Source organism: Ruegeria sp. CK3 (assembly GCF_056536565.1).
Map to the genome: position 1 here is coordinate 173,966 of NZ_JBQFPV010000003.1, position 21,149 is coordinate 195,114.

At 54.1% G+C, this 21,149-nt stretch carries 20 protein-coding genes; 14 read left to right on the forward strand and 6 right to left on the reverse strand.

Translation table 11 applies throughout. The features are described from left to right. Positions 1-6 precede the first annotated feature (6 nt). The gene (locus tag ACR0C3_RS05090) at positions 7-261 is read right to left on the reverse strand and encodes a DUF1427 family protein (RefSeq protein ID WP_480757496.1); all 255 of its coding nucleotides are present in this window, start codon (positions 259-261) and stop codon (positions 7-9) included. Further along, positions 195-1,019: a pirin family protein gene (locus ACR0C3_RS05095; RefSeq protein WP_480757497.1), complete on the reverse strand. Its 825-nt coding sequence runs from the start codon at positions 1,017-1,019 to the stop codon at positions 195-197. Before ACR0C3_RS05095 ends, ACR0C3_RS05090 begins: the two co-directional genes overlap by 67 nt. A 137-nt stretch (positions 1,020-1,156) precedes the next feature. Between ACR0C3_RS05095 and ACR0C3_RS05100 the strand changes: the two genes are divergently transcribed. Further along, positions 1,157-2,107: a LysR family transcriptional regulator gene (locus ACR0C3_RS05100; RefSeq protein WP_480757498.1), complete on the forward strand. Its 951-nt coding sequence runs from the start codon at positions 1,157-1,159 to the stop codon at positions 2,105-2,107. Here ACR0C3_RS05100 and ACR0C3_RS05105 read toward each other — a convergent pair. Beyond that, on the reverse strand, positions 2,069-2,689 hold the full coding sequence (locus ACR0C3_RS05105; RefSeq protein ID WP_480757499.1) for an alpha/beta hydrolase: 621 nt from the start codon (positions 2,687-2,689) through the stop codon (positions 2,069-2,071). The two genes, ACR0C3_RS05100 and ACR0C3_RS05105, sit on opposite strands and share 39 nt — an antisense overlap. Positions 2,690-2,703: 14 nt before the next feature. Beyond that, positions 2,704-3,639, reverse strand: coding sequence for a VOC family protein (locus tag ACR0C3_RS05110; protein WP_480757500.1), 936 nt, complete (start codon positions 3,637-3,639; stop codon positions 2,704-2,706). 113 nt (positions 3,640-3,752) lie between these two features. Here ACR0C3_RS05110 and ACR0C3_RS05115 point away from each other — a divergent pair, with 113 nt between their 5' ends. Beyond that, on the forward strand, positions 3,753-4,664 hold the full coding sequence (locus tag ACR0C3_RS05115) for a LysR family transcriptional regulator (RefSeq protein ID WP_480757501.1): 912 nt from the start codon (positions 3,753-3,755) through the stop codon (positions 4,662-4,664). Between the two features lie 337 nt (positions 4,665-5,001). Here ACR0C3_RS05115 and ACR0C3_RS05120 read toward each other — a convergent pair whose 3' ends face one another. Further along, complete coding sequence (locus ACR0C3_RS05120; protein WP_480757503.1) at positions 5,002-5,307, reverse strand: DUF1254 domain-containing protein; 306 nt, start codon at positions 5,305-5,307, stop codon at positions 5,002-5,004. A gap of 419 nt (positions 5,308-5,726) precedes the next feature. Between ACR0C3_RS05120 and ACR0C3_RS05125 the strand changes: the two genes are divergently transcribed. The 7 genes from ACR0C3_RS05125 to ACR0C3_RS05155 all read left to right on the forward strand — a co-directional run bounded on the left by ACR0C3_RS05125 (position 5,727) and on the right by ACR0C3_RS05155 (position 14,135). Beyond that, positions 5,727-7,052 (forward strand): mechanosensitive ion channel family protein, encoded by a 1,326-nt coding sequence (locus ACR0C3_RS05125; RefSeq protein WP_480757504.1) that lies wholly within the window; start codon positions 5,727-5,729, stop codon positions 7,050-7,052. Then, entirely contained in the window at positions 7,049-8,662 is a 1,614-nt protein-coding gene (locus tag ACR0C3_RS05130; RefSeq protein ID WP_480757505.1) for a mechanosensitive ion channel family protein, read from the forward strand. Before ACR0C3_RS05125 ends, ACR0C3_RS05130 begins: the two co-directional genes overlap by 4 nt. A 141-nt stretch (positions 8,663-8,803) precedes the next feature. Further along, a complete protein-coding gene (locus tag ACR0C3_RS05135) occupies positions 8,804-9,073 on the forward strand; it encodes a potassium channel family protein (RefSeq protein WP_475220604.1) in 270 nt (89 codons plus the stop codon). Positions 9,074-9,253: 180 nt separating this feature from the next. Continuing rightward, positions 9,254-10,333, forward strand: coding sequence for an AI-2E family transporter (locus ACR0C3_RS05140; RefSeq protein WP_170377195.1), 1,080 nt, complete (start codon positions 9,254-9,256; stop codon positions 10,331-10,333). Then, on the forward strand, positions 10,330-11,394 hold the full coding sequence (locus tag ACR0C3_RS05145) for an HlyD family secretion protein (RefSeq protein WP_170377197.1): 1,065 nt from the start codon (positions 10,330-10,332) through the stop codon (positions 11,392-11,394). The genes ACR0C3_RS05140 and ACR0C3_RS05145 overlap by 4 nt, the downstream gene beginning before the upstream one ends. Then, positions 11,384-12,400, forward strand: coding sequence for a DUF2955 domain-containing protein (locus tag ACR0C3_RS05150; RefSeq protein ID WP_170473361.1), 1,017 nt, complete (start codon positions 11,384-11,386; stop codon positions 12,398-12,400). The genes ACR0C3_RS05145 and ACR0C3_RS05150 overlap by 11 nt, the downstream gene beginning before the upstream one ends. Positions 12,401-12,578: 178 nt before the next feature. Next, positions 12,579-14,135, forward strand: coding sequence for an arylsulfatase (locus ACR0C3_RS05155; RefSeq protein ID WP_480757507.1), 1,557 nt, complete (start codon positions 12,579-12,581; stop codon positions 14,133-14,135). Positions 14,136-14,311: 176 nt separating this feature from the next. Here the strand turns inward: ACR0C3_RS05155 and ACR0C3_RS05160 are convergent, their stop codons facing one another. After that, positions 14,312-15,349 (reverse strand): LacI family DNA-binding transcriptional regulator, encoded by a 1,038-nt coding sequence (locus ACR0C3_RS05160; RefSeq protein ID WP_480757508.1) that lies wholly within the window; start codon positions 15,347-15,349, stop codon positions 14,312-14,314. A gap of 127 nt (positions 15,350-15,476) precedes the next feature. Here ACR0C3_RS05160 and ACR0C3_RS05165 point away from each other — a divergent pair, with 127 nt between their 5' ends. From ACR0C3_RS05165 to ACR0C3_RS05185, 5 genes are all read left to right on the forward strand, one after another. Beyond that, the gene (locus tag ACR0C3_RS05165) at positions 15,477-16,982 is read left to right on the forward strand and encodes a sugar ABC transporter ATP-binding protein (protein WP_480757510.1); all 1,506 of its coding nucleotides are present in this window, start codon (positions 15,477-15,479) and stop codon (positions 16,980-16,982) included. Between the two features lie 11 nt (positions 16,983-16,993). Further along, on the forward strand, positions 16,994-18,013 hold the full coding sequence (locus tag ACR0C3_RS05170; RefSeq protein ID WP_480757511.1) for an ABC transporter permease: 1,020 nt from the start codon (positions 16,994-16,996) through the stop codon (positions 18,011-18,013). A 20-nt stretch (positions 18,014-18,033) separates the two neighbouring features. Then, the gene (locus tag ACR0C3_RS05175; RefSeq protein ID WP_170644348.1) at positions 18,034-19,080 is read left to right on the forward strand and encodes a substrate-binding domain-containing protein; all 1,047 of its coding nucleotides are present in this window, start codon (positions 18,034-18,036) and stop codon (positions 19,078-19,080) included. A 119-nt stretch (positions 19,081-19,199) separates the two neighbouring features. After that, the gene (locus ACR0C3_RS05180; protein ID WP_480757512.1) at positions 19,200-19,961 is read left to right on the forward strand and encodes an ATP-binding cassette domain-containing protein; all 762 of its coding nucleotides are present in this window, start codon (positions 19,200-19,202) and stop codon (positions 19,959-19,961) included. Between the two features lie 11 nt (positions 19,962-19,972). Beyond that, a complete protein-coding gene (locus ACR0C3_RS05185) occupies positions 19,973-21,100 on the forward strand; it encodes an ABC transporter permease (RefSeq protein WP_480757514.1) in 1,128 nt (375 codons plus the stop codon). Positions 21,101-21,149: the final 49 nt, after the last annotated feature.

The following is a 21,149-nucleotide window of genomic DNA, read 5'->3' on the forward strand; positions in this document are numbered from 1 at the left end:
ATGGGGCTAAAGGGTTTTGGGTTTGGTTGGTTGGCTCGTCTCTTCAGCCTGCGTGACGGCGAAGGATTTCAGATGCAGGGCCTGTGACACAGCGTCGGAATGACCTCGGATCCATTGCACTGCAGCTTCTCCGGCGAGCATACCCAAGAGGCCCAAAAGCGCGATGATTGGCGGGGCGGGACTGCGGACTGCGATCAGGCCATAGATGACCCCAATCCCGAGGCCCGCTGCGAGCGATATGAGATATGGTTGCCAAGCCACGTCGGGTCTCCTTGCAATTCTGGTTCGATTGATCTGATTTTGAGGATTTTAGGTTCTTTCCTTGCCACGGGGCTTGGCATATCGAAAACCAGCGCAGCCCCGTTAGTGTGCAATTGCATAGTGACCTGTTCGGATCGCGGAACTTGTACTCCGTCACCCGCGCTCAGACGTTCGTGCTCGGCATAGGCAAGGCCATCCAGCAGATGAACGAAGCGGTCACTTTCGCCATTTGCAGAAAGCGCAAGTTCTTGTCCTTCGGTGAACCGACGAAGCGTCAGTCGCGCCCTTGATCTCAACGGGATCAAAGGGTGCAATGTGGCGGGTCCAGCGAGCAGGACATCCCCTTCGTTCGGAACCGAGGCTTGTGTGTATGCAGGTTGACCACCTACCTGATCCGGGATCAGCCAGATTTGCAGGAATTTTGCGGGCTCCGACGTGGACCCGTTGTATTCGGAATGACGCACGCCAGTGCCTGCCGACATTCCCTGCACTTCTCCTGCGCTTATACTGGCGACATTGCCCTGATTATCCTCGTGGCGCAGCCGTCCATCCAGAACCAGTGTAATGATATCCATATCCGCGTGATCATGTGCAGCAAAACCACCACCCGGGATCAGGCTGTCTTCGTTGATTACGCGCAGATTGGCGAACCCCATGCGCGTCGGGTCTTGGAACTGGCCGAACGAAAACGTGTGATAGCTATCCAGCCATCCGTTTTGCGTGCGTCCCCGCGATGCTTTTTCGTGGATCTTGATCATTTCACTCAGTTCCAAGTTCTGTTGTTCATTGATGTGGGGCTTAGTTTGAACTCGACAAAGCAGAAGTTCTGCGGGTATGCATTAGTTAGGCTAAACTGTTTTTCTGTATTGCCATGCCGCTGTCCCGATTGCCTTCCTTGTTAAGTCTGCGCGCCTTTGAGGCCGCGGCGCGGCGCGGCTCGATCAAGGAAGCGGCCTATGAGCTTGCGGTAACGCCGGGTGCGGTGAGCCAGCAGATCAAGGCGCTGGAGGCCGACCTTGGGGTGGCTTTGTTTGTGCGAAAGACCCGCGCGATTCATCTGACACCGGAAGGGCAACGCTTGCAGCCAACGATCAGCGAAGCGTTCTTGCAGATCCGTCAGGTGGTCGATGAGGTCCGACCCAAGAAGACGCCCAAACTGCGCATCAGTTCCAGCAATGCGCTGATCAGCAAGTGGCTTTTGCCAAGGCTGCACAAGTTCACCAAGGACCACCCCGATGTTCAGGTCCACATTGAGTCCGAAAACCCTTCGGACCACAAAACCCACGCGACCGCCGATATCGAAATTCGATACACCAGCGAACCGCCAGAGGACCGTTACACGGAGTTGCTCCACCGCGAGTTGATGCTGGTGGTCGCCAGCCCTGGCGTGCTGGACACGTTTGACATAAAGTCCCCTGCCGACATCAAGGCCACGCATGTTCTGTACGATACAACACCGATGCTGGACGGGTCGGTTCCCAGTTGGGTTCTTTGGAGCCAACACGCCGGGCTTCCGAATGCGGTCGATCCTTCGAAAGCCATGCGGTTTGAAAGACCTCCGGGTGGCCAGATTGTGGACGCTGCGATCGCAGGCGCGGGTGTCGCGCTCTGCGGGTCGCTGTTGGTATATTCTGCGCTTTCGGACGGACGACTTGTTTGCCCATTCGGTCCGGTGGTGGAAACCGGGTTCAGCTATTTCATATGTTGCCACCCGGGCCGGGAACGTGAAGAGCATATTCATGAGTTCATGTCCTGGGCGCGCAAAGAAGCCGCCGTGTTGTCTACGTTGAATGCAATGCGTGAACCTTCACCCAGGGCCGACATTCCCGTTGAAGTGGGAGGCTAAAGCCGTCAGTTCAGAGTTTCGCAGTTCGTGTCCGCCTTCATGGACGTCCGAAGTGACCTCGGCACCATGTTCAGAAAGCCAACTGATAAGGCGTTCCGTCATTGGCCATGGCGTGATTGGGTCGCGTCGTCCGGCGGTCACCAGAACTTTCTGCCCCATCAGCTTAGGATGTGCGTTCGGCTCCCACGTGACCATCGGATGCAAAAGGCCGACCCGCTCGAAAAGGTCCGGGCGTTTGAGAAAGACCGCCGCCAAGATGTTTGCCCCGTTCGAATAGCCGAAGCCATAAACCGGATGACCGGGATGCGATGCGCGATGGGCTTCGATGAACGCAATCATCTTGTCCGTCGCACGGGCAAGGTCCTCCATGTCATACACACCCTCGGCAGTGCGGCGGAAGAACCGCGCGGCCCCCATCTCAGAGACATCGCCGCGTGGTGACACGACCCCGGCGCCAGCGACAAGAGTGCCGGCCAATTCAACAAGCTGGTGCTCATCCCCTCCGGTGCCATGAAAGGCAAAGACAAGCGGACGGGCGGGTTGCGGCGCATGCACAAGCGCCTGATAGAGATCTTTGGACATTTCAACCTCTGAAATCATGATGCAAGTGTGGGCAGGAGACTTTCGATCTTGCTGCGATGTGGCTCGTAGCGGGTAGGCAACTTAAGCGCCTCACCCAGATGGGCCGTGTCTTCATCGCGGTCAAAACCGGGCTCGTTCGTAGCGATCTCAAACAGCACACCACCCGGCGTGCGGAAATAGATCGCCCAGAAATAGTCTCGGTCGATAACCGGCGTGACCTGATAGCCTGTATCCAGCAAAGCCTGCCGAACACGCAGTTGCGCGGCGCGGTCCTCGACGGCAAAAGCGATATGATGAACGGACCCAGCGCCCTGACCAGCGGTCGGGGTGCTTGACGATAGCTGCTGCAGATCGATCGTGTCTGCAGCGTTGCCCCCTTCGATCACATAGCGAGTGACGTCACCTTCCGTTTCGGCTTTCTGGTATCCCATGAAGGTCAGCAGTTCACCCGTCGCATCAACACCCTTCAGAGAGAACCGAGCGCCCCGGAACCCAAGAATCGCGGCCTCATCAGGAACACCGCCCTTGGTCCAGGCTGTTCGGCCTCGCGCATCAGACTCGACCAATGCAAAGCTATCGCCATCGGGGCCGTCAAAAGATAGACGCTTTTCTCCGAAGACCGTGTCATCGGCCAGCCCAGTCACGCCCTCAGATGCAAGACGTTGTTTCCAGAATTCGACACCACCTGTAGGAATGGCAAACTCTGTCACACCTACCTCGCCGGCACCTCTGCGTCCCTTTGGCATCTGACCAAAAGGAAAATAGGTCATGACCGAGCCCGGCGTTCCAACCTCGTCCCCGTAATAGAGGTGATACACCTCAGGCGCATCGAAATTGACCGTCTTTTTCACTCGGCGCATGCCAAGGGTGTTGGTGAAGAAAGCGTTGTTGATGCTGGCGTCCGCAGCCATCGATGTGACGTGGTGCAGCCCTTTGATATCTTTGATCATGTTCCGCTCCTTGGCGAGTGTTCAACTTGCATCAAAGATGGCGCATCTATTATTAAAGTTAATAGATAAGTATGTGGCTTTATTATTGTCGAAAACGGAATTATTAGGCTGACATGATCGAGCTTAAGCCCATCCGCGTTCTGCGCGCCGTATCAGACCTGAAAAGCTTTTCCCTAGCAGCGCGCGAACTGGGCATCGCGCCGGCATCAGCAACACGCATCATAGCGCAGCTTGAGAGAGACCTCGGCACACAGCTTCTGGTGCGTACGACACGGCAAGTTTCACTAACCAGCGCCGGAGCAACTGTCCTTGCGCAGTACAGACCGCTATTGGAGGGGTTTGAAAAGGTCACACGCAGTCTTCAACGGGCCAACCAACCTGATAAGGGCCATCTGCGTCTGACCGCGCCTGTATCACTAGGCGTCACGTTGCTGCCGCAAGTGATCTCGGGGTTTCGTCTCGCTTATCCGAATATTTCAGTCGAGATCAACTTCACCGATACCCTGCTCGATGTGATCGAGGAAAACTGCGACCTCGCTGTACGTGTATCGGGACCGCCTACCGATAAATCGACAATTTGGCGCAAACTATGCGAAGTTCCGCGGCATATGATTGCTGCGCCGTCTCTGTTTGAACGCATACCACTGCCTGATCATCCGCGCGATCTGAATCCAGACTTTCTGATGTCATACAGCGCGCAAGGTCGTGCTGAAACTTGGGATTTCTCGCATGCAGGTAGCAACGTTTCAGTTCAAGCAGGCGGAAAGATAATCTCCAACAATGGAGACTTCCTCTACGCTCTTGCGGTCGCGGGAGAGGGCATATGTGTTCTGCCGGATTTCATAACTGACAAGGGATTGGCTAGCGGGCAAGTCGTGCAGGTGATGCCAAGCTGGTCTATCACGTCGTTATGGTTGACGCTGTACTACCCCCCATACGAACAACTCCCACCGGTCGTTGGAACGTTTGCAGAGTACTTTGAAAAATTTGTGCAAGACCACCCGAACCTGGAAATACAAGTTTGAAGCCATCTGGGCTGCAAATCGGCGCTGGTTCTCCGTAGGGTAAGTCAGATTGAACGACATTGTTTACGGGAGCATGAAATGGGGGTGCTTGTGGCCGTATATGCCGCCATCCATGACAGGCGTCGTTTTCAAGTTCACCCCGTAAATGTCGACATACTGTGTCGACACCTCACCGCCTGCTTCAGATAACTAGTAAACCTTGATTTTTTTTGGTCAGCGCCGTGGCTTTCGCAAGGTCTTCTTCGGTGGTGCAGCCGGCGAGGATCGGACGAAGCACGGCAAAGCTGAAGTTTGCGTCCTTTTCATAGACCAGAGCGTTCGGAAGCAGAGGGCCGTTTTATCCCTGCTGTACCAGCATATACCTTGCTCCTGAACCGCGGTCCCGACCGTTGGAGCCGACGTCATCCAGAGGGCGTTGCCATGCATCCATAATTGTGCCGAATATTCCGATACCCTCTTCGGACGCAGACATTTCAAAAACGACCGGGCCGTCTTCGATAGTCCAATAGCTGTGGAAGTGGGGCGTCGTGTTATTCGGTGTTGCAGTCTGGAAACGCCAATCCCAGGCTTCTGAATTATACCCAATGTCATTGGGACCAACCCCTGCGTCGGCAAGTGCATCACGATAAAACTTGAAATTCATCAGTGGAATCGCCCAAACGGCTGCGTCGAAACTCGATGATAGGTCATCCACTCGGCAGTGGTGCATTCGCTAGGTCGAGCTCACTTCATTGGCCGGTTGCCCCATCAGCTAGGCCGAAAGCATGTGCCTTCGCAATTGCGATGTCTTTCAAGCGCATCATGGAGAAGACCTTTCCAAAAGTGTCCACATCTGATGAAGCCAGTTTCCCATTTTGGTCGAGCTTAGAAGGGCTGCAAAAATGTGTTTTCTATTTTCGCATCGCAGTAAAATCGGCTCATTGGAGTGATCGCCATTTTCTACCACGAGACGCACCTAACATAGCTGTTGCCAGCACTTAAACATGCAAGAATAAACATAAGTCTAGATTTGATGGGTCCTCCTATGCTCTCCTCAAGCGCTATAGGAGTAGAGGACTTCAAATGAAACGACTGCGCAGAATTAGACTGGTCTGGTTACTATTTTGGTGCGTTGCGGTGTCGTCGAATGGGTTTCCTGTTGTCGCTCAAGTCACTGAACCAGAGCAGGAAATTGTTGTGCTGGAAAACAACAACTTGTTGGAAGAGGTGGTTGAAAAAACAATCCCTGCAGATGATTTGGAAATCCTACTCGTCCCGTTAACGGCTGAAGAGTTATCTGACGTCGCAGGTAGTTGGCAGGGTTACGTGCGATCGCAACTCGAAGACGTCGCACAAATCAACCTGCAGCTTCGGTCAGCAAAAGGAGAGCAAGAGGCCAGCTTACGGTCCCAATTGTCTTCCTTAAGTGCATCTGGATCAGATTTTCTGAACAACTACCGACTGGTGCTTGAAGCCTGGACTTTGAAAGGAGCAAAGGCGGAAGAATTAGAGCCTCACACCGACTATATTCTTGCCTTGAAAGCTGGCGCTCTTAAGACGACCGATATTCAAACACTTTTTCAGAACGCCTGGGCTTGGCTGTTTTCTTGGGATGGCGGCGTTGGCGTACTGATGGCTGCCCTGGGCGTTTTGTTCGCTGTCTGGGCCATGATGTTTGTCGCAAGAATGATGCGACGGATCACCGAACGCGGTCTGGGCAAAATTCCAACGATTTCCAGGATGCTGAAGCGCTTCATAGCCACAACGGTTTACTGGGTTGTTTTTGTGCTTGGCATACTCATCGTATTGGCTCTCTTCGGAGTGAATGTCACGCCGCTGTTTGCGGTGCTTGGCGGTTTGTCTTTTATTCTCGGTTTCGCTTTGCAGGAAACTCTGGGCAATCTTGCAAGCGGTCTGATGATCATGGTTCTCAAGCCGTTCGATACCGGCGATTATATTCAGGTCGGTGGTTCATCAGGTTTTGTGGACGAGATGTCAGTTGTTTCGACCAAGATCAGAACGTTCGATAACCAGATCATCGTGGTGCCAAACAGCAAGATTTGGGGGGATGTGATCACCAATGTGAGCGCATCTGAAGAACGTCGGGTCGATCTGGTTTTTGGCATCGCCTATTCGGACAACGCAGCCCAGGCAATTGACGTTCTGAAAGACTTGGCAGCCCAACATGCGCTGTGTTTGAAAACGCCGGAGCCAGAAGTCTTTGTGGGTGAGTTGGGTGACAACTCTGTCAATATCTTTTGCCGACCGTGGTCCAAATCAGACGACTATTGGACAGTCTATTGGGACCTAACGGGTCAAGCAAAGGAACGGTTTGACGAAGAAGGTATTTCGATCCCGTTCCCACAACGGGATGTTCACTTGATACCTGTGGAAGGAGCAAACTCATGAGAGCTTTTTCAGTTTGGTTCGTATCTTTTCTTCTCTTGTGCAATGTCGCGTTTGCCCAGTCCGAGGAGATCCTCGTTACACCCGGAGAAAGAGACGATCCCGAGTTCATAGCCCCGGTCGTTATAGACGGCGCGGAGTTGTTCGTGGTTCGAGGATCGAGCGCATTGCCTGCCATTGAAAGGGCGGCAAAAATCGAAGAGCGAATTGCTCAGGTCGCGGATGCGTCTCAAAGCAAAACGGTCCAGATGCAGATTTCGGATGCTGAGTTCGGAAAACTAATCCGCGCGGATGGACAAATGGTAACCATCACCACGCAAGCGGATGCTGAACACGAACAAATGGCCATTGAGGTTCTTGCGGGGCTTCAATCCGAAGCGATCGAGGCGGCAATCCTCCAATACCGAGAAGGTCGGTCCAATGAGGGCAGGGTGGGCAGTGCCATGGCGGCATTTGCTTGGACGGTAATCTTTGCTTTGGCTTCGTATGGATTTTTTGCAAAACGTAAAAAGCTATTGAAATACATCCGAAAAATCTTGGAGAAGAGGGCGGAAGGAGTCGAGGAAGCCACCAAGTCCATCTTAAGGAGCAGGGCTATCGCGTCGATCATCGTCTATTCAATTCACATCTTGATGTGGGTCCTTTTTCTGTTCTTCTTCTACTACTATCTTTCTCTGGTCCTGCTTTCTTTCGCCGAAACACAGGGTATTGCTCAAATCCTTTTGAAGTATGTCAGTGAGCCGCTCATCAGCGTTGTCTTGGCAATCATGAGCTACATTCCAAACCTGATCATGCTCGCCATCATTGCCGCTGTTACAAGAATGGCCATTCGTGGCATCGATCTATTCTTTGAAAACCTCGAGAATGGTGCTTTCAAGATCAAGGACTTTGAAGACCATTGGATTGCACCTACGAAAATGCTGGTCAGGGCATTGATCATCGTGATCGCGCTCGTATTCGCTTACCCTTACATTCCAGGGTCTGATTCACGAGCTTTTCAGGGTCTGACCATTCTCGCAGGTATCATGGTTTCGCTCGGGTCAAACACTGTTGTTTCAAATATGATGGCGGGCCTGTTTGTTATCTATAGACGCAGTACAAACATTGGCGATCGCATTCAGGTTGGCGACAAGATAGGGGATGTCACCGAAATCAAGCTGATGGAAACACTCATCAAGTCGATAAAAAACGAGATGATTAGTATTCCAAACTCTCAATTATTAAATTCCGAGGTTGTGAATTACTCGCGCAAAGTGGATGGGCGAGGACTGCTGGTTCACACCTCAGTCGGGATCGGATACGAGGAACCTCCGAAGAAAATCAAAGCTATGCTTGTGGAGGCAGCTCTTCGAACTCAAGGTTTGAAAAAGACGCCGGAACCCTTTGTCCTTTGGACGCAACTGGCTGACTACGCGATCAATTATGAGATCAATGCGTATACGTCGCGTGGATCGAGCTTGCCCAAAATCTTGTCCGATCTTCGCGAGAATATAGTCGAAGTGTTCAATGAAAACGGAACACAGATCATGACACCGTCCTACATAGCAGATCCGCCTGAACCCAAAGTTTCGACAGAAGAATGGAACGGCAGGCTTGCTCATGAAGTTGAATAGGGTCTTTGACCAAACGACGATAGGCGATTCATAATAAATTCGAAAACTGCTATGTAATTATGTGTCAGTTGCTAAGGTAGTCCAATGAACGCGCTTACCAGAATCACCAGAGGGATACGAACGGCCTTTAAGGATGGCAGAGTGAAAGGCCTTTTGGCCTTCACGGTCGGAATGATTTTATGGGCCTCGGTCTTCTACCACTTTGTAGAAGGTTGGAGTTGGCTCGACTCAATCTACTTTTCTGTCGTTACAATTTCGACCGTAGGGTTTGGTGATTTTTCACCTGAAACCGCAGTGGGGAAAATCTTCACAATGTTTTACATCATTGTAGGGCTGGGCGTTTTTGTGACTGCTGCGACCACTGTGGCTGATACGATCTTATCCCAAGACGACAAGAAAACAGACGAATAAACTGCACCTGGTTTCGTCCAACCGAGTTCGTGCACAGGCATCAGATTGCCAGCGCATTTCAAACCCTATTGCGGATTCACTTGTGTCTTCAAATCGATAGGTGATCAGCCCAATCTCAAAATAATATACATATAACGTTTTTTGAGTATAATAATCAGAAAACAAACCCAGGGGGATGGAATGGAAAAAACTCAGGACGCAAAGATTGTCGATCTAGCGATACGCTTGCTGTTTCTCGGACTATTTCTCTATAGCGCATTGGTCATGGTGGCCCCGCTCGCAAGCGTGGTCATCTGGGCAACGATCCTTTGCGTGGCGCTCTATCCGGTGTTTGATTGGATGCAATCCAAATTGGGAGGGCGAAAGAAGCTTGCAGCGACGATCTTGGTTTTGTTGGGCCTTGTTCTGACCCTGGGGCCTGTCGCAACTGCGGTTTCCGGTGCTGCTGAACTTGGATCCGAGTTTGCGGAACAGGCCGACAAAGGCGAAATAAAAATCCCTCCAGCACCCGAAGGTCTCAAGGAACTACCGGTAGTCGGCGGGAAAATTGCTGATGTTTGGGGCATGTTCGAGCGGAATCTGGACGGTGCGCTTGCAAAATACGGCACCCAAATTCTTGAAATCACCAAGTCCCTTTTTGGTAAGGTTTTGGGGATCGGAATTGGGCTTCTTGGCCTTGCCCTGTCGGTATTGATAATGGGGGCTTTGTTCAGTCCCGGACCAAGTATGGTTCAGGGCCTTCAGCGCTTTGCCAACCGTGTATTTGCGCCGCGTGGTGGTGAATTCGTTACTCTGGCAGGCGCAACGATCCGAAATGTCACTAAGGGTGTAATTGGTGTCGCCGCCATTCAAGCCGTCGTCGTTTGGATATTGTTGGTGCTGTTTGGGATAGGCTCGGCCGCTACGCTGGCGTTTGTCTGCCTGATCCTCTCGATCATCCAGATTGGACCCGGTTTGGTGCTTATACCAGTGATCATCTATGCATGGAGTTCCATGTCCGGAGGTGCAGCTTTGATCTTCACCATACTGGCCATTCCCGTGACCATAATGGACAGCTTCCTGCGCCCCGTCTTTATCTCAAAAGGCCTTGAAACGCCGATGCTTGTGATCCTCATCGGGGTTCTGGGAGGCATGATGGCCTATGGCTTGATCGGCATTTTCATGGGACCCGTATTGTTTGCGGTCTTCTATGAGTTGTTCAAAGTTTGGATTGACGCACCACCGGTTAGCGAAGACGCCGCTGAAGGAGCTGCAGAATGAGGAAGACGATCTGGTCGACATTAGCCGTCATTCTCATTTTTCTCGTCTGGTATCTGGTCGCTGACAGAAAGACACCGTTCACAGGAAATGCCAGAGTAAAGGCCGTGGCGACCCAGATCGTTCCGCAGGTCACTGGGACGGTGACCGAGGTTCTTGTTCAAAACGGTCAGGTGGTCTCGGCAGGGGATGTTTTAGTTCGCATTGATGCCAGACCGTACGAAATCGATCGTGACAAAGCCCAAGCCGATCTCGAGGCGGCCACTCAGGAGGTGGGTGCCTCGTCAGCCGAAGTAAGCGCCGCTCAGGCCAAACTGGCGAGGGCGCAGAGTGATCTCGACACTATGCGTCTTCAGACTGAGCGCGTATTTGCGCTCGAAAAGAAAGGGCTGATTGCCGTCTCAAAGGCTGATGATGCGCGAGGGCAGCTTGCAGAATCTGAGGCAAACTTTGAGAACGCAAAAGCGGATCTGGAAAAAGCAAAGCAGAGGCTCGGTGACGATGGGGTTGAAAACCCGAAGATCCAGCGCGCGTTGGCTGCTTTGGCGGATGCGGAACTGAACCTTGAATGGACTGAACTGCGTGCTCCGGCAACAGGTGTCATCTCAAACTTGCTGATAGCCCCAGGTACGTATGCCCGATCAGGGCAAGATCTATTGACGTTTCTGGATGCAACAGACGTCTGGATCGAGGCGTATTTTACTGAGAACAACCTGGGAAGAGCGTCGATAGGGTCTCCGGTTGATGTGGTATTGGATATGCATCCCGGTAAGATTGTCCCTGGCGTCATTGAGAGCTTCAGTGCCGCTGTGTCTTTGAGTGGTGGTGATGAACCCGGGCAATTGGCAAGCGCACCAAGTACCAAGGGGTTCTTGCGAGAGCCTGAAAGGTTCCCGGTCAGGATCGTCTTACCCGGTTATGAAGCTGGAAGTGCTGAAGATGACCTTCGCTTTCAGCTGAACGGGCAGGCCGATGTGATTATGTATCTAAGTGACAACTCGTTGCTGAACCTCGTCGGCCGTACCTATATCCGCGTGGTTTCAATTCTGTCCTATGCGTACTGAGGACCAGCGCTCTGTCGCCCGGCTTGCGCTGGGTGTGACCGGTGTCTTTTCGTTGGGCTTGTTTCTTGGTTGGCCACTCGCAGTCGTCGGGGCGGTATTCACTGCACTGTTTCTGCAAGCGCCTGCCGCATTGCCTTTGGCGGCATTTGGCAAGCTGTTTGTCTTCTCAATTGGATTGATGTTCATTTCGTTCCTGCTGTCCTCAATTTTCTCACCATATCCTGTTGTGTTTCTCATCCTCGTGGCGATTGGAATAATCCTGTCTTTCGTTTGGTCGGTTTCTGGTGCCGGAGTATTGCCGGGTGTTATCGCTCTCATGGGGGCGTTGATGATCCCGAACTTGGTTCTGCAATCGCAGGATTTGGCCTTGGTGCTCGTGTACTGGATACCGCTGAATTTGTTTTTTGCGGGCTTTGTTTCAACGCTGATGTTTGTGCTAATTCCCGCTGAACCTCCGACGGCCGCTCAGAAGAAAGCAGCAACGTCGTCAGACTTTGACCCACATCGCCGCATCGTCAGGATGTCACTTGTCACAGTTCCGTTTGCTATGGCGTTCTTTGTTTCAGGTGCATCTGCACTACTGGTTCTGTTTTTTGTCGCGCTGCTGAGCCAGCAACTCGCGGCGATGCCTGCGGCGGGCAAAACCGTAGCGAAAGCAATGCTGACGGCTAACCTTCTTGGGGCGGCAGTCTCCATCATTTGTTACGAAGTAAACGTAATAGCCCCGGTCATTCTCACCTCTATTCTGCTGTGTTTTTTCTTTTGTCTGACCCTCGGAGCACTTGGAAAATCACAAGCCCCGCTCGCCGCCGCCGCTGGCTCTGCAATTACGACTGCTTTGATCGTCTACGGTGGGTCAATTGCGCCCTTTTCCGACGAAGCTGACGTAAAGAGTATTACGCGAGTTCTGCAAGTCGCCAGCGCTGCGATCTTCGTAATTGTTGCCTATGTCGTGGTTGACGAATTCTGGCCTGAAAAGAAACGACAGCCTGCATCAGAAGCCTAAGGTGGAACCGTTAGACAATTCACTCCACAGAAGGTTTGAAAGTTTTGCTGTTCTAAGTCGCGTATCATGACACAGAATGCACACTTCAAGGATGCATCCAAAATCGGGAAGTTTACTTTCCGCTTTTTACGAATTGCCACCGGACCGCTTCGCTTGCTGGCTACTCTGGACCTGAAAGTTGCCGTTCGTTCAAGGTGCTGCCAAAGTTCTAAGCGAGCCCTTAGAAGACGGTCATTTTCGCCCGCAGGCATCCAACTTCGCCAGTCTCGAACGAATGATATCTATAGGGAGCGTCATCATGAAGCGGTTTTCGCGAACATTCCTACTGTTGCTTTCTCTTCTAATTGGCACTGTCGCCTCAGCTCAGGACAAGCCCAATATAGTCTTTATTTTTCTCGATAACTTTGGCTGGGGTGAGCCAGGGTTCAATGGCGGTGGAATCATTCGTGGCACCGCCACTCCGGAAATGGATGCTCTGGCCGCTGAGGGCTTAAGGCTTACGAACTTCAACGTCGAGAGTCAGTGCACGCCGTCTCGCGCAGCAACCATGACAGGACGATATGGCATTCGGAGCGGAAACCATACAGTCCCACTGGGAGGCGGCGTTTACGGTCTGACACAGTGGGAAATCACGATGGCCGAGATGCTCAAAGACGCCGGATACAACACGGCCATGTACGGAAAATGGCACCTTGGATGGACCGACGGGCGCTATCCAACGAATCAAGGATTCGACGAGTTTTACGGTGTTGAAACCACGGACGTTACAGTCTGGCGCACGCTTCCGGGATTTGCCGAAGCAAACATGGAAGAGCCAGTTGTGATGCAGGGTATTGCAGGCGAACCGGCGACCGTTGCGCGGGACTATGACTTGGACTACCGCGGCGAGATAGATGGCGACCTGACGAAAAAGGCCATCGATTTTATCGAAGCTAAGAGTGCCGAAGACGTGCCATTCTTCATCTATCTTGCTTACACGCAGACCCACTATCCAAATATCGCGTCCGAGGAGTTTGATGGCGCTACTGGAAACGGCGTCTGGGCCGACATTCTACTTAAAACAGATAGCTATATTGGACGTATCGTTGATGCGATCGAGGCGGCAGGCGTATCCGACGACACCGTGGTGATATTTACTGCAGACAACGGCCCCGAAGCTCTTCCGGTTGGAAACGCCAATGTCTCGCCGGTTCCTGCGGTACATGGTACTGCAGGACCTTGGCGCGGCACTCTGTTCACCAGCCTCGAAGGCAGCATGCGCGTGCCTTTTGCGATCAAGTGGCCTGGAAAGATCCCCGCTGGTTCAGAAAGCAACGACGTTGTCCACTCGATGGACCTTTTTCCAACGCTGGCGGCGTTTGCAGGAGGCAAAGTGCCGGACGACCGGGCTTTTGATGGCATCGACCAGTCCGAGTTCTTTCTGGGCGTCCAGCCGAGATCGAACCGAGAAGGCGTGATTGTCTACATGGGCGAGCAGATATTCGGTGTAAAATGGAAGGATTGGAAAGTTCTGTTCAAAGAGAACACAACGGCCTTTGGCGCGACGGAGTCTTTCGACACACCAAGGGTCTATAACCTTCTGAATGATCCACACGAGCGCGAAAGCGTTCTCTTCCCACACACATGGGCGGCCGAAAAGGCGCTGCCGCAGTTGCAGGAACACCTTGCTACATTCGAGGAGTTTCCTCCGATCCCCCCAGGAACGCCGGATCCCTACGAACCAACCAATGACTGAATGGCGGCTTTGTTCGCTCTGCCGACCTCTGAAAGGGACGCAGCTTTGGGCTTGCAGCGAGTAGCTAGTTCGAAGGGTCGCATCCCGGCGTACTCGCGAAGGGTAGTAATGGGCCGGGAAAGTCAGGCCACATTTCTTGCACCGCCTTAACGGCTATTCCCAACTTACCCATTCGGTCAGGTTTTTCCTACCGTACTCCCAGGAATAAGCCGAAATCCGACGTCCTTGGTGGACTTCGTTGGCTCCCCATTTATTTGGGCCAGAACCATCTCGGCTGCGATCTGTCCAATCTTAAGGTGGGGTACTGCAATTGACGTCAACCGATAGGGTTGAATCGCTGAAATGGGTAAGTCGCCCCATCCGGCAATTCCAATGTCGTTCGGAACGCTCAATCCGATTTTTTGAGCATAGTGAAGCCCGCCAATCGCCATATTGTCGTTCTGGTAGAAAACAACTTCGATATCGCGGTGGGAGGCAAGCAGCTGCTCGGTGCCGTAAAATCCGGTATAGAAGCCTGGCGTGTCCTTCAACAGCAATTGTTTTTCAAGCCGCCCGTTTGCATCTTCGATGGCCTTGGAAAATCCGTTCAGACGTGCGGTTGCGGCATTTGCGACGTCATGTGAAGTGCCGACATAGCCGAACTTTTGATACTCCATTCCAGCCAGATAACGACCCATACTGTAGCCGCTGTCAAAGTGGTTGAGCCCCACGCACATGTCCAACGGGCTTGAATTGAAATCCCAGATTTCGACCAACGGGATACCTGCGCCGCGTAGCATTTGGATCGCTTTTTGGCTGTGCGAGCGACCGGTGATGATCAGCCCGGCAGGTTGCCAGGAAAGCACCGTCTCGATCCATTTTTCCTCATGGTCGATTTCGTGCTCGGTGAGGCCGAGCACAGTTTGGTGCCCAAACGCACCGAGTTTTCGGTCGATGCCCTCAAGAACCTGCGCGAAAATCTCGTTGCCCAATTCGGGGATGCTGACCCCGACAAAAGTGGACTTCTTGTCACCCGCGAAAACGGTCGCCAAGCGATTCGGCAGGTAGCCCAATCTGTCCACTTCGGCCATGACCTTGGCGCGCGTTTTTTCCGAAAACCCACCTTCGTCGCGCAGGACTCGGCTGGCTGTCATCTTCGACACGCCCGCAGCCTTCGCCACCTCAGCAAGGCTTACTTTGTTGTTTTTGCTTGATTTATCAGTATCACTGCTCATTTACGTTACGGGTAACTCTTTTTTATTGACAATGACCGGGTCTGTGCGAATGCTAGCGTAACGTTACGGGTAACTCAATACGATGTTGAGGAGCATCAGGGTCACCCAGGTCCAGGAGGAGACTGCCGTGCCCGGCACTGCACAAAACAATCTGTTCTTTGACGGGATAAAGAAGCATTTTGGCGGCACCTATGCGCTGCGGGATGTTTCGCTAAACGTCGAGCGTGGTGAGATTGTTGCCCTGCTTGGCGAAAACGGAGCTGGCAAATCGACCCTCATCAAAATCCTTGGCGGCATTCACAAGGCGGATGAAGGGCGGGTTCTGATCAATGGCGAACCCTACGAACATCGCCCGGGTGGTTTTGGCGAGCGTCAGTCCGTTGCCTTTATCCACCAGGATCTGGGCATGATCGAATGGATGACCGTGGCCGAGAACATTGCGCTTGCTCTGGGCTATTCCCGCAAAGGCGGTCTGATCAATTGGAAATCCGTGGAGAGCTTTGCTCAGGACGCGCTGGACAAGGTGGGGTGTGAATTCGAGCCAACCACGCGGGTGCAGGACTTGTCGCGAACCGAGAAATCTCTGGTCGCGATTGCCCGCGCTTTGGCGGTGGATTGCGACTATTTGGTTCTGGATGAACCAACCGCATCTCTGCCCGCAGATGAGGTCGAGCGACTGTTCGAAGCGCTGCGCCCGTTGAAGGAACAAGGCGTCGGCATGATCTACGTGTCGCATCGGCTGGACGAGATATTTCAGATTGCTGACCGGGTTGCCGTGCTACGAGACGGCGAGATGGTCGGTCTGCGCAGCATCGACCATACAACTCCCGAAGAGCTAGTTTACATGATCGTCGGTCGCAAGACACGGCAGGTGATGAAGCCAGACGCACCTCCGGGTGCGACGCTGCTTGAGGTGTCTGGCCTGAACATGGAAGCAGCGCATAACGTCAGTTTCAAGTTGCAGACAAATGAAATCGTCGGGCTTGTCGGGCTTCGCGGGGCAGGTCATGAAAATGTCTCTCGTGCACTGTTCGGGTCGGAAGGTTTTAGTGGCCAGATAACCCTGCATGGTGAAACGCCTGACCTGAGCTCTCCGCAGACTGCGATGGCGTCTGGGATCGGTTTGGTGGCGCGGGACAGAACCGAGGAATCGGTCGCGATGTCGCTGACCATCCGCGAGAACACCTTCCTGAACCCCGCGGCCATCGGGCGGTCCTTGCTATCGTTCATGGGTCACCGGGCCGAGACAGAGAGCGCCGCGCGGATCGGTGGTGACGTGGCCCTGTCTCCAAATGATCAGAGCATGACGATTGAGAGCCTGTCGGGCGGGAACCAACAAAAGGTTGTCATCGGGCGCTGGCTTGAAACCAAACGCAAGCTGTTAATCTGCGAAGATCCGACCGCGGGTGTCGATGTTGGGGCCAAAGCGGAAATCTACGCGCTTTTGAACCGCGCGATGGAGGAAGGCGTCGGCATCATCGTCGTTTCAACCGACTTCGAGGAAGTCGCTGCCATCTGCCACCGCGCCATTGTCTTCAGCCAGGGTCAGATCGTGCGTGAACTGACCGGCACCGAACTGACCACTGAAAACCTGATACAGGCTGCCTCGGCCTCGAACGCCGTGGCAAGTTAAGGAATACGACTATGCAATCGCTTGAATCCAATGCGCTGGAACCGACCAAGGCCGAGTTGAAAGACGCCTCGTTAAGAACTCGAATTTTCAGGTTCTTGCCGGTTTACGGGTTGGTTCTGCTGACAGGTTTTCTGATCATCCTGTTTTCGATTCTCCTGCCAAACACCTTCCCGACGCTTCTGAACCTACGGGCGATTATCTCGGACAAGGCGATAATTGCGCTTCTCTCATTGGGTGCGATGATACCGATGGCGGCAGGCCGTATCGACCTGACGGTCGGGTATGGGATTGTACTATGGCATATCCTGGCGATCTCTCTACAGACCTTGTACGGCATCCCATGGCCGATTGCGGTGGCGATTGTTCTGCTGCTGGGCTTGCTGACTGGTTTCCTGAACGGTCTGCTGGTCGAGGTTGCCAAGATCGACAGCTTTATTGCCACGCTGGGCACAGGCACGGTCCTGTATGCGCTGGCGCTGTGGCACACAGGCGGACGTCAGATGGTCGGCGCGTTGCCGGAGAGTTTCTATGCCATCAACGGCACCTTTGTTTTCGGTCTGCCGATCACCGGGTTCTACGTGCTGGGGATCACGGTCGCGATGTGGCTGATCTTGGAATACACGCCCATCGGTCGGTACCTCTACGCGATTGGCGCCAATCAGCGCGCTGCGCAGCTGAACGGTATTCCGACTAGGAAATTCGTCATTGGCGCTTTCATGTCTTCGGGGCTGATTACCGCCTTTGCGGGCGTGCTCTTGGCGTCGAAATTGCGGATCGGGCAAGCCTCGGTCGGTCTTGAATTCCTGTTACCTGCTTTGGTCGGGGCCTTTCTTGGGTCCACGACCATCAAGCCGGGACGCGTGAATGTTTGGGGAACAGTCGTGGGTGTCGCGATCCTGGCTGTTGGTATCTCGGGCATTCAGCAATTCGGTGGATCCTTCTGGGTCGAGCCGATGTTCAACGGTGTCACGCTTCTGATCGCAATCGGTATCGCCGGTTACGCTCAACGTCGCAAAGGCGCCAAAAAGTAAACAGCATAAGGGAGGAGATTATGCTGAAACGGACTTTCATGGCGGTATCCGCTGCCGCGCTGCTCACAGGTTTGGGGTTTCCGGTGACCGCCGAGACAGCGTTTGACGGCCCCACCAGCGGACCCAAAGCCGCCGAGGGCAAATCAATTGTCGTCGTTGCTGGCGATCTGAAAAATGGTGGCATTCTTGGGGTGACCAATGGCGTCGAGGAAGCAGTTGGCACCATTGGATGGGACGTGCGCGTGCTGGATGGAGCGGGGTCCATTCAAGGCCGGACCGGGGCCATCGGTCAGGCACTGGCGCTGCAGCCGGATGGGATCATCATCAATGGCTTTGACGCCATTGAGCAGCAGGCCGCGTTGGAAGGCGTTGTCAGTGCTGGTATTCCGATGGTCGCGTGGCATTCCGGTCCCAAGATCGGATGTGACGCGCCGGGAGGCATCTTTGCCAATGTCTCGACCGACGCGATGACAGTGTCCGAAGTGGCTGCTGAATGGGCCATGGAAGACGGCGGCGACGGGGTGGGGGCGATCATCTTCACTGACTCGACCTATCAGATCGCCATCGACAAGGCCGACCGGATCAAAGAAACTATCGAAGCTGCGGGCGGTACCGTGCTGGAATATGTCGATACGCCAATCGCCGATACCTCGGCCCGGATGGGGCCACTGACCACGAGCCTGTTGCAGAAATATGGCGACCAGTGGACCCACGCGCTTGCGATCAACGATCTGTATTTTGACTTCATGGGGCCTGCATTGGCGGCGGCGGGTATCTCGTCAGACGACGGGCCTCAAGCGGGCTCGGCTGGTGATGGATCAGAGGCTGCGTTTCAGCGTATCCGCAGCGGCAACTACCAGACAATCACCGTGGCCGAGCCACTTAACCTGCAAGGCTGGCAACTGGTCGATGAACTGAACCGTGCCATTCAGGGCGAGGCGTGCTCGGGCTATGTCACGTCGCCCGCACTGGTTACCGAGGAAGGTCTGGCCAAGCTGGGCGATAGCAATCAGTTCGACCCGGACAGCCCCTATCGCGAAGCCTACGCAAAGATCTGGGGCAAATAACCGATCCGGTGGTCCTTGCCTGAATAGGCGAGGACCCCGCTCGAAAAGATGACAAAGCGCAAAGCCAACTCAGCGGTCTTTCGACCGCCCTGGCGGAGCTTTGCGCAAAGGAGGAAACCATGAGCGAACAGCCATTGGTTCAAATGCTGGGAATAACTAAACGGTTCGGCGGGGTGACCGCGCTGCAAGATGTTGATCTGACGGCCTATGCGGGTGAAGTACTCGCCATAGTCGGGGACAACGGGGCGGGCAAGTCCACCCTGATCAAGATTTTGACCGGAGTTTATCAACCCACCGAAGGTCACATTTTGATGGATGGAAAACCATTGGAGATGGCCAGCCACTCTGACGCAATCGCAAACGGGATCGACGCGGTTTATCAGACCCTTGCACTTGCCGATCATCTGACACCGGCGGCCAATATGTTTCTGGGTAACGAGCTGACCAGGAACGTTCTCGGCATTCCGTTTCTGGACAACAAACGCATGAAATCTGAGGCCGCTCGGGTTCTGGAAGAACGTCTTGGTGTGCGGCTGCGGTCGATGGATGTGATGACGGAAAGCCTGTCAGGCGGTCAACGCCAGGCGGTCGCTATTTCGCGCGCGGTCTATCACGAAGACCTGCGCTTGCTGGTGATGGACGAACCTACCGCCGCGCTAGGGCCGCAGGAAACGGCGCGGACGCTGAAACTCATCAAGGCGCTGCGTGAACAGGGCCTTGCTGTGATCCTTATTTCGCACTCGCTGGATGACGTGTTCGAAGTGGCGGACCGCGTGCATGTGCAACGCCGGGGCCGCGCCGTTGGCGTTGTTAAAACTGCGGAGAGTTCCGTTCAAGACGTTCTGGGCCTGATTGTCGGCGCCCAGGATGCAGCTGCGTGAAGGAGAACATTATGTCCGCGGCGATGACAAACACTGAACAAAGAACCATCATGGACCGGTTGGAGCCTTATCTGGCCTTTATCGGCCCGATGGTGATGATCCTGGCCATTCTCATCTTCATGGGGATCGCGGAACCGGCCCGGTATTTCCGCCTCACTAACCTCAATCTGATCCTGCTGGATGCGGCGCTGTATATGCCGATGGCGATGGCGATGACCTTTGTCATCACCCAGCGCGGGATTGACCTGTCGATTGGCTCGATCGCGGCGCTATCGGCCATTCTCATGGCCTTTCTGGTGAAGCAATATGGGTTCCCGACCTGGGTAGCTGTTCCTCTGGCGATTGTGCTGGGTGCGATCATGGGATTGATCAACGGTCTGGTTATTACCCGCTTCAAAGTGCCGGACCTGATCGGAACCCTCGCAATGGACCTTGTCTATCGCGGCCTGGCGCTGGTGATTGCAAAAGGTCTGGTGCTCGCACGGTTCCCCGATCTGATCACCGAAATCGGACGTGGCCAGATTCCGGGCTTTATTCCGGTGCCTGTGGTGCTGGGCTTGATCACAATGGCCATTGGCTATGTCGTGCTGACACGCACCTATTTCGGGCGCTACACGATTGCCATTGGCTCGAACCCGGAAGCCAGTGAAATGACTGGCGTGGCCGTCGATCGGCATAAGATCTATGCTTATGTGTTGATGGGTGCCGCTGCGGCGATGGCTGGTGTCATGCTGACCGGCAAGTTGAACGCCATTCAGGCGACCTCGGCCCCGTATTTCAACCTGCACGTCATTGCGGCGGTTGTCGTGGGCGGTACGTCCCTGTTCGGTGGGCGCGCCTCGATGCTGGGCTCTCTGGCCGGTGTGCTGCTGCTGTCGATGATGATCAACGCACTGGTGACTCTGCGGATCGAGTTCTTCTGGCAATCCGTCGCCTCGGGCGTGGTGATCGTCAGCTCGGTCGCGCTCTACACCTGGATGCAAAAGAAAGACCGGGACGGGGCGCATGGCCTGCTGGCGGGTTTGCGCAGCAAAGAGGCGCAGAAACTCATCCGCTTTTCCGCCGCTCTGATCGGCGCTCTGATCCTGTTGCTGGCCCTTGGGGCGGGACTGGCAACCGAGCCTACGCCAAGCGGCTAAGGCAAACAAAAGTGGTGCGCCCGGAGGTAGGAGTCCTGGCGCACCTGCA

Excerpts from the sequence above, each read along its gene's own strand:
- ACR0C3_RS05140 (WP_170377195.1), top strand. The coding sequence starts at position 9,254 with ATGGAAAAAACTCAGGACGCAAAGATTGTCGATCTAGCGATACGCTTG.
- ACR0C3_RS05120 (WP_480757503.1), bottom strand. The coding sequence starts at position 5,307 with ATGAATTTCAAGTTTTATCGTGATGCACTTGCCGACGCAGGGGTTGGT.
- ACR0C3_RS05130 (WP_480757505.1), top strand. The coding sequence starts at position 7,049 with ATGAGAGCTTTTTCAGTTTGGTTCGTATCTTTTCTTCTCTTGTGCAAT.
- ACR0C3_RS05110 (WP_480757500.1), bottom strand. The coding sequence starts at position 3,639 with ATGATCAAAGATATCAAAGGGCTGCACCACGTCACATCGATGGCTGCG.
- ACR0C3_RS05145 (WP_170377197.1), top strand. The coding sequence starts at position 10,330 with ATGAGGAAGACGATCTGGTCGACATTAGCCGTCATTCTCATTTTTCTC.
- ACR0C3_RS05150 (WP_170473361.1), top strand. The coding sequence starts at position 11,384 with ATGCGTACTGAGGACCAGCGCTCTGTCGCCCGGCTTGCGCTGGGTGTG.
- ACR0C3_RS05095 (WP_480757497.1), bottom strand. The coding sequence starts at position 1,019 with ATGATCAAGATCCACGAAAAAGCATCGCGGGGACGCACGCAAAACGGA.
- ACR0C3_RS05105 (WP_480757499.1), bottom strand. The coding sequence starts at position 2,689 with ATGTCCAAAGATCTCTATCAGGCGCTTGTGCATGCGCCGCAACCCGCC.
- ACR0C3_RS05125 (WP_480757504.1), top strand. The coding sequence starts at position 5,727 with ATGAAACGACTGCGCAGAATTAGACTGGTCTGGTTACTATTTTGGTGC.
- ACR0C3_RS05160 (WP_480757508.1), bottom strand. The coding sequence starts at position 15,349 with ATGAGCAGTGATACTGATAAATCAAGCAAAAACAACAAAGTAAGCCTT.
- ACR0C3_RS05115 (WP_480757501.1), top strand. The coding sequence starts at position 3,753 with ATGATCGAGCTTAAGCCCATCCGCGTTCTGCGCGCCGTATCAGACCTG.
- ACR0C3_RS05185 (WP_480757514.1), top strand. The coding sequence starts at position 19,973 with ATGTCCGCGGCGATGACAAACACTGAACAAAGAACCATCATGGACCGG.
- ACR0C3_RS05175 (WP_170644348.1), top strand. The coding sequence starts at position 18,034 with ATGCTGAAACGGACTTTCATGGCGGTATCCGCTGCCGCGCTGCTCACA.
- ACR0C3_RS05170 (WP_480757511.1), top strand. The coding sequence starts at position 16,994 with ATGCAATCGCTTGAATCCAATGCGCTGGAACCGACCAAGGCCGAGTTG.
- ACR0C3_RS05180 (WP_480757512.1), top strand. The coding sequence starts at position 19,200 with ATGAGCGAACAGCCATTGGTTCAAATGCTGGGAATAACTAAACGGTTC.